Genomic DNA, 7,736 nt, shown 5'->3' with positions numbered 1-7,736 from the left:
CGCCGACCGGCGGCAGCGGCGTGCGCGCGTGCGATTCGAAGGCGCGCACCGCGCGGTCGGCCTCGGCCATGCGGTTCTTCTCGGCCAGCCAGCGCGGCGACTCCGGCAGGATCTTGCGCAGCACGAAGAACAGCACGATCGGCACGCCGCCGATGAAGTACATCACCTCCCAGCCGTAGCGTGGCACCAGCCAGGCACCGGCCCCGTTCGATACCAGCAGGCCGATCGGGAACACCACCTCGTACAGCAGCACGAAGCGGCCGCGGCCATGCGCGCGCGTGACCTCGTTGATATAGGTCGCGGCGACCGGCAGCTCGCCGCCAAGGCCCAGACCCTGGACGATCCGCAGCAACGCGAACAGCTCGAACGAAGGCGCGAAGCCGCAGGCGATGCTCATCAGGCCGATGATGCCGGCGCTCCAGGCGATGGAGTGCAGCCGGCCGTAGCGCTCGGCCAGCCACGGGAAGAACAGCGCGCCCACCAGTTGTCCGACCGAGGGCGCGGCGATCAGGAAACCGATCTGGCCCGGCGTCAGCGACCACTGAGCGATCAGCAGCGGCAGCGTCGCGGCAATCGCGATCACGTCGAAGCCGTCGAAGAAGGTCGCCAGCCCGATCAGCAGCCGCGCCTTCACATGCATCAGGTTGTTGGGCAGGCGCTCGATGCGGGCGACGATCTGGCCGCGCGTCACGCCGCCCGCGGCGTCCGAGGCCGTGGCGGAAGCACCGGCACCGGCGCCAGCGGTTGCGCCATCCGCGCCACCACGAAACATGGCCGTGGCTGGCCCCGGAACACTGGCGGGCGCCAGCTCTTGTCTTTCTGTCAACACGATGCTTGCTTCCTGAAATTGCCGTGGCCGGTCCGCGGCGGTGGGCATGGCCACGGCGCGGACCTGTCGTGGGAACGGACTGCGTGGGGAGGAAACGGCGCCGCCGCCGACACGGCGCGCCGTGGAAGGGATGGGCTGCCGGCCCGGCTACAGATCCAGCACCAGCCGCTTGCCCTTGCAGCCCGACACGCACACCATCATCGACTGGTTGGCAGCGCGTTCGGCCTTGCTGAGCACACCGTCGCGATGGTCGGGCTCGCCCCCGAGCACACGCGTCTCGCAGGAACCGCATACGCCTTCGCGGCAGCTGTAGTCGACCGCAATACCGGCTTCGAGCAGCGCGTCGAGCAGCGACTTGCCGGCGGGCACCTTGACCTCCATGCCGGTCTGCGCCAGCGACACCGCGTACTCCCCGTCCTGCACCGCCTCGACCGACGGGTCGGCGGCGAAGCGCTCGATATGGACGTTCGGGTAGCCATGCGCCTCGCAGGCCGACTCGAAGGCCTGCAGCATCGGGCCCGGGCCGCAGCAATAGAAGTGGGTTCCCCGATCCAGTCCGGCCAGCATGGCGGCCAGATCCGGCGGACCGCCGGCCTCGGCGTCGAAATGCAGGCGCACCGCATCGCCATAGGCCTGCAGTTCGGCCACGAAGGCCGCCTCCTCGCGGGAACGCGCGCAGTAGAACAGCGTGAAGGCGCGGCCCAGCTGATGCAGCCGGCGGGCCATGCAGACGATCGGCGTTACGCCGATGCCCCCGGCGACCAGCACCGTGTGCGAGGCGCTCTCGTCGAGTTCGAAGTTGTTGCGCGGCGCGCCGACTGGCAGCGTCGCGCCGACGCGCAACTGCTCATGGACATAGCGCGAGCCGCCCCGGCTGCCGCGGTCGAGCAGCACGCCAACGGTGTAGCTGTGCCGCGCCTCTGGCGCGCCGCACAGGGAATAGCTGCGCACCAGGCCGTTGCCCAGATGCAGGTCGATATGGGCGCCGGGGCTGAATTCCGGCAAGGCGGCCCCCGCGGGGTCCTGCAGTTCGATGCTGACGACGCCGCGGGCTTCGTAGCGCATGGCCTGCACGCGCATCGTCAGGGTGGGGCTGGCACTCATCACACTTCCTTCTGATTCCATTTGCGCCGGGGGCGTCGTCTTCAGCGTTTCTCGGTCAGGAACTTCCCTTCCGGGCCGCCGGCGTTCTTCTGGCGGCGGGTATTGCCGTCGATGCCGCCTTCGATCGCCCATTCGGCAAACATCGTCGGCCCCGGCTCGAATTCGCGCGGCTCCCAGTGGGCGTCGCAGTGGTCCTCGTCCGCGTAGTACTCGATCAGCCCGCCGGCCGGGTTCCTGAAGTACCAGAAGTAAGCCGACGAGATCGGATGGCGGCCCGGGCCGAGCTGCGTCTCCCAGCCGGTGCGCGACATGTGCATGCCGCCGCCGAACACCTCGTGGATATCGCGCACGGTGAACGCGACATGGTTCAGCCCGCTCTTGGGCTGCGGCAGCTGCAGCAGGAACAGGTCGTGATGGCCGCCCTCGTCGGCGCAGCGCAGGAAGGCGCCACGGCCCGGATAGCGGTCCGACGCGACAAAGCCGAACTTGTCCGTGTAGAAGCGCTCGGTGGCGTCGACGTCCTTGACGAAGAACACCACGTGGCCGACCTCGATCGGCGTGGCGCGCTCGTAAATCGGACCGCGCTGGTTGACGCGCGGCTTCGCGCTCCAGGTGTTCATCGCCGCGCATTCGACTTCGACGTCGCGCTTGCGGGTCAGTTGAAAGCGCACGGCCAGGCCGTTGGGATCGGTGCAGCCGATGCGCACGCTTTCGTCCCCCTGTCCGCCGCCCTGGTGGACGAAGCTGGCTTCGCCGGCGATCGCCGCGGCAATGCGGTCCAGCGCGGCGGGCGTATCGACGCCCCAGACCACCTCGCGCAGCGTGGGGCCGGCCTCGATCGCCGGCGGCAGCGCCGGATCGTCGATGCGGCGCACCAGCACGCGGCAGCCGTTCAGCGTCTCGAAGTCCAGCCCCTGCGCGTCGTCGCGCTTCAGGATCAAACCCCAATCGTTGAAGAAGCCGCGGCAGGCGTCGAAATCGTCGGCGCCATAGACGATCTCGTCGATGCCCAGTACTTGATTCATGTCGGTCTCCAGCGGCCGCCGGCTCAGTTCGCCCACGGCAGCGGTTGTTGATGCAGGCCCCAGTACACGCTCTTCTGCTCCATGTACTGCAGGATTCCCAGTCGTCCCTTCTCGCGCCCCAGGCCGCTGTCGCGCCAGCCGCCGAACGGCGTCGAGATCGAGAACTGCTTGTAGGTGTTGATCCAGACGTTGCCCGCCTGCACCGCGCGCGCCACGCGCCAGGCGCGCTTGTAGTCCCGCGTCCAGACGCCGGCCGCCAGCGCATAGACGCTGTCGTTGGCCTGCGCGATCAGGTCGTCCTCGTCGTCGAACGGCATCGCCACCAGCACCGGTCCGAAGATCTCCTGCTGGCAGATGCGGGCGCGGTTATCGAGCCCTTCGATGATGGTCGGCGTATAGAAGTAGCCGTTCTCCAGGCCGGGCACGCTTGGCCGCATGCCCCCGGTGCGCAGCTGGCCGCCCTCCTCGACGCCCATCGCGACGAACGACTCGATCGAATCGCGATGGCGGTCGGTGATCAGCGGTCCCATCTGGGTGCGCTCGTCGGCCGGGTCGCCGACGCGCAGCCGCGCGGCACCGGCGGCGAGGCGGTCCATGAACGGCTCATACAGCGAGCGCGCGACGAACAGCCGCGAACCGGCGATGCACGACTCGCCCGACGAGCTGAAGATGCCGTACAGCACGCCGTTGACCGCGTGGTCGAGATCGGCATCGTCGAACACCATGGTCGGCGACTTGCCGCCCAGTTCCAGCGACACCGGCATCATCTTGTCGGCGGCGATATGCGCGATGTGCTTGCCGGTGGTGGTGCCGCCGGTGAACGACACGCGCCGCACCAGCGGGTGCTGCGTGATCGCATCGCCGATCACCGAGCCCTTGCCCGGCAGCACGCTGATCAGGCCCTTCGGCACGCCGGCTTCCTCGCAGATCGCGGCCAGTTCCAGTGCCATCAGCGGCGTGACCTCGGCCGGCTTGACCACCACGGCGTTGCCGGCGGCGAGCGCCGGCGCCAGCTTCTGTGCCTCGCTGGCGATGGGCGAGTTCCACGGCGTGATCGCCGCGACCACGCCCATCGGCTCGTGCACGCTCATCGTCAGGAAGTCGCCACGCGGCGGCGTCAGCGTTTCCTCCAGCGTCTCGCAGGCGGCGGCAAAGAACTGGAAGGTGCCGGCGGCGCTGGCGACCAGCGCGCGGGTCTCGCTGATCGGCTTGCCGTTGTCGAGCCGCTGGCGCTGCGCCAGCGGCTCGGCGCGGGCACGGATCAGCTCGGCGACCCGATACAGCACCGCGGCGCGCTCATGCGGCTTGCGTTGTGCCCAGCCGCTGGTCTCGAAGGCGCGCTGCGCGCCCTGCACCGCCTCCTCGACGTCGGCGAGGCTGGCCGCGCGCAGTTCCGCGACGACCTCGCCGGTGGCGGGATAGCGCGTGGCATAGCGGTCGCCGCCGCCGAGACGCCATTGGCCGGCGATACAGATGGGGAGAAGGTCTTGCGTCTTCATGTTCGCGTCTTCGGGTTCGCGTTGGATTCGGCTGTTCAGATCGATACCGCATGCGCGCGGTTTCCCAGCGCGCGCACCACGCTGAACACGGTCAGCGCCGAGGTCTTGGGGTTGGCCGCAAGCGGCTTGCCGCGCATGGTCAGCTCGAAGCCGCCGAAGGCGCCGCGCGCTTCCACGTGATGGACGTTCTCCTCGACGCCCGGGTCGGCCAGCAGCCTGACCGCGGTGCGGTCCAGGCCCAGGCCGGCCAGCGACAGCGTCGCGGCGACGTTGGCGTTCTTCGGATAGAGCCGCGCCGCATCGCGCGCGCTGCCCTCGAAGATCACCGTCGGTCCGTCCAGCGCATCGAGGTCGACACGCTGCTCGGCCGGCGTGTCCTTCCACGCGCGCGGCGGCTTGCGGCCGGTATAGACCACTTCGTCGAGTCCGCCGACGCGCGCGGCCGCCAGCGCGTCGATCGCGCCGATCGCCCCCGACAGCAGCTGCACCTGGGTGCCGCCACGCCGCGCCGCCGCTTCCAGCCGTTCGGCCAGGCCGGGCTCGGACAGCGCACCGACCGACACCACCATGCAGGCAATGCCGCGCTCGAGCGCCGGCACAATGTGTTCCTCCAGCGCGCGATGGCCGGCGCATTCGACCAGCAGGTCGGGACGGCGGTCGGCTTCGCTCAGATGCGTGGCGACGCGGGCATGGGGCGCCAGCTCGGACACCGCGCTGCGCGCCTCGTCCATCGTGCCTTCCGGCACGATGACCAGATCGAACACCACGTCGGGATCGGACTTCAGCAGCTCCAGCACGCCGCGCCCGATCGCGCCGCAGCCCACCATCGACACATGCAGCATTGCCGTTCTCCTTCAGGCAGTCAGCGTGGCGCGCTCGGCCGCACGTTCGGCCGCACCCTGTGCCGGCTCTTGCGTGGACTCCGCGGCATTGACCGGCGGGCCGGCGAACGCGGTCTTGAAGCTGCCGATCGACAGCATATCGATCTCCAGCAGGAACGGGCCCGGCTCGACGGTAGCCTGATCGAGCGCGGCACCGATCTCGTCGAGGCGGCTGACGCGGCGATGGCGCAGCGCCAGCGCCTTCGACAGCGCGGCGTAGTCGGGTGTATGCAGGTCGACGTAGTGGCGGCGCCCGCCGTACTGCGCGTCCTGGATGTTCTTGATGACGCCGTAGCCCTTGTCGTTCATCAGCACGATCACGAGGTCGGCACGCTCCTGCACCGCCGTGGCAAGCTCGCCCAGGTTCAGGATGAAGCCGCCGTCGCCGGCCAGGCAGAAGGTCTTCTTGCCCGAGCCGGTCGCCGCGGCGCCGACCGCGGCGCCGATGCCCATCGCCAGGCCCTGGCCGATGCCGCCGCCGAGCGCATGCACGCCGGCGCGCGAATCGAAGATGCGCAGCTGGCGGTTGCCCCAGGTGCTGTTCGACACGGTGACGTCGCGCACCCAGTTGAAGTGGCGGCCCACGGCGCCCTGCAGCGCCTCGACCAGCGCCGAGTACGGGCCGAGGCCGTCGACCAGCCCCTTGACCGCGATCTCGTGGGCGCGGCGCAGGTCGCCGGCAAACGCCGGGTCGATCCGCATGCGGGCCTGCAGCCGGTCGGCCAGGCCGTCGAGCACCAGCGCGGCGTCGCCGCTGACGAAGTAGTCGCTTTGGTAGCAGCGGCCCTCGGCGGCCGGATCGGCATCGACGCGGAACAGCGGACGCGGCAGCTTCAGCTCGTACTTCAGCGTCTCGTTGCCGCGCAGCCGCGAGCCGACCACGACCATCGCGTCGCAGGTCTGATAGAACTGCTCAACCGGCTTGTGCAGGTTGAACGCGCCCAGCGAGCGCGGATCGTCCTCGGGCACGATGCCGCGGCCCTGCGTGCTGGTCACCACGCCGAAGCCCAGGTCCAGCAGCCGCTTGACCTGCGCGCCGGCATGGCGGGCGCCGCCGCCCAGCCACAGCAGCGGACGGCGCGCCTGGACCAGGCGCTCGGCCAGCGCGTCCAGCGCATGGTCCGAAGGCACGTGGGTCGGCACCGGCAGCGGCCGCAGATCGGTCGGCAGCGGAATCAGCGCGGCCTGGATGTCGATCGGAATCTCGACGCTGACGGGGCCCGTCGGCGCGGTCAGCGCGGTCTGCACCGCCAGCTTGATGGTGCTGATCGCAGTATCGGCGCTGCGCACGCGGAAGGCGGCCTTGGACACGGCCTTGAGCATCGTCAGCTGGTCCGGCGCTTCGTGGATGTAGGCCAGGCTCTGGTCCAGGTACGGCGTCTCGATCTGGCCGGTGATATGCAGCAGCGGCGTGCCGGCGGTCAGCGCCTCGACCATCGCGCCGGCCGCATTGCCGGCGGCGGTGCCGGTGCTGGTCAGGCAGACGCCCAGGCCGCCGGTGGTGCGCGCGCAGGCGTCGGCCATATTGGCGCCGCCCGCCTCGCCGCGCGCCGGCACGAAGCGGATCTTGCCGCGTTCGCCGATCGCGTCGAGGATCGGCATGTTGTGGATCGAGATCACGCCGAACGCCGCCTTGACGCCGCACTGCTCGAGGAAGGCCGCGATGGCCCAGCCGACGGTCACCTGCTGCTCGCGCACGGCTTGTTGATCTTGTTGGGGTTGTTCGTTACGCATGACGGGAGAGTCCTCCGGAAACATCGATGTGGCTGCCCGTGGTGTACGAAGACAACGGCGAGGCAAGGAACAGGATGGCGCGCGCGGCCTCCTGCGGCAGGCCGAGACGGCCGAGTTGAATATGCTTGTGCTGCGCCAGGCGTGCGGTCCAGGCGGCCCAGTCCAGATGGCGGTCGGCCTCGGGACGCGCCTCGAAGCGTCGGCGCCATTGGCCCGACTCGACCAGGCCGAGCAGGATGCCGTTGACGCGGATGCCCTTCGGCGCGAACTCCGTGGCGAGCGAGCGCACCAGGTTGTGCACGCCGGCGCGCGCGGCGGAGGTGGCGACCATATGCGGCTCGGGCTGGACCGCGAGCAGCGAGTTCACGCAGACGATCGACGCGTTGGGCGATCGTTCGAGCTGCGGCAGGAAGGCACGGGTGGCGTGGATCACCGAAAAGAACTTCAGCTGCAGTTCGTCGAGCCAGGCCTGGTCCTCGGTATCGGCGAAGGTCGAGACGCGGCCCTGCCCCGCGTTGTTGATCAGCATGTCGGCAGGGCCGAGCGTGGTCTCGACCTCGGCGGCGAAGGCGCGGACCTGCTCGGGCTGCAGCACGTCGCAGGTCCCGGCGTGCAGGCGGCAGCCCGGATGCGCGTCGCGCAGCTGCGCCTCGGCGGTGGCCAG

7 protein-coding genes are annotated in these 7,736 nt (G+C 69.9%); all 7 read right to left on the bottom strand.

Annotated features, from left to right (window positions below; translation table 11 throughout):
• The coding region (locus B551_RS10320) for an MFS transporter (RefSeq protein ID WP_023264028.1) at positions 1-772 on the bottom strand (772 nt) is incomplete at its 3' end.
• 204 nt (positions 773-976) lie between these two features.
• A complete protein-coding gene (locus B551_RS10315) occupies positions 977-1,933 on the bottom strand; it encodes a PDR/VanB family oxidoreductase (RefSeq protein WP_023264027.1) in 957 nt (318 codons plus the stop codon).
• 41 nt (positions 1,934-1,974) lie between these two features.
• Positions 1,975-2,958 (bottom strand): VOC family protein, encoded by a 984-nt coding sequence (locus tag B551_RS10310; protein WP_006577553.1) that lies wholly within the window; start codon positions 2,956-2,958, stop codon positions 1,975-1,977.
• A gap of 23 nt (positions 2,959-2,981) precedes the next feature.
• The gene (locus B551_RS10305; protein ID WP_006577554.1) at positions 2,982-4,457 is read right to left on the bottom strand and encodes an aldehyde dehydrogenase; all 1,476 of its coding nucleotides are present in this window, start codon (positions 4,455-4,457) and stop codon (positions 2,982-2,984) included.
• Positions 4,458-4,492: 35 nt separating this feature from the next.
• Positions 4,493-5,299 (bottom strand): aspartate dehydrogenase, encoded by an 807-nt coding sequence (locus B551_RS10300; protein WP_006577555.1) that lies wholly within the window; start codon positions 5,297-5,299, stop codon positions 4,493-4,495.
• A 12-nt stretch (positions 5,300-5,311) separates the two neighbouring features.
• Entirely contained in the window at positions 5,312-7,072 is a 1,761-nt protein-coding gene (locus B551_RS10295) for a thiamine pyrophosphate-binding protein (protein WP_023264025.1), read from the bottom strand.
• Positions 7,065-7,736, bottom strand: a 672-nt coding sequence (locus B551_RS10290) for an SDR family oxidoreductase (protein ID WP_043438668.1), incomplete at its 5' end; no start/stop codon positions are given. The genes B551_RS10290 and B551_RS10295, both read right to left, overlap by 8 nt.

This window comes from Cupriavidus sp. HPC(L), assembly GCF_000307735.3.
GTDB lineage: Bacteria > Pseudomonadota > Gammaproteobacteria > Burkholderiales > Burkholderiaceae > Cupriavidus.
This window is presented reverse-complemented; position numbering and strand designations above follow the sequence as displayed.

Bases quoted from the DNA above. Each gene is read 5' to 3' on its own strand.
- B551_RS10315 (WP_023264027.1), bottom strand. From the start codon at position 1,933: ATGAGTGCCAGCCCCACCCTGACGATGCGCGTGCAGGCCATGCGCTAC.
- B551_RS10310 (WP_006577553.1), bottom strand. From the start codon at position 2,958: ATGAATCAAGTACTGGGCATCGACGAGATCGTCTATGGCGCCGACGAT.
- B551_RS10305 (WP_006577554.1), bottom strand. From the start codon at position 4,457: ATGAAGACGCAAGACCTTCTCCCCATCTGTATCGCCGGCCAATGGCGT.
- B551_RS10300 (WP_006577555.1), bottom strand. From the start codon at position 5,299: ATGCTGCATGTGTCGATGGTGGGCTGCGGCGCGATCGGGCGCGGCGTG.
- B551_RS10295 (WP_023264025.1), bottom strand. From the start codon at position 7,072: ATGCGTAACGAACAACCCCAACAAGATCAACAAGCCGTGCGCGAGCAG.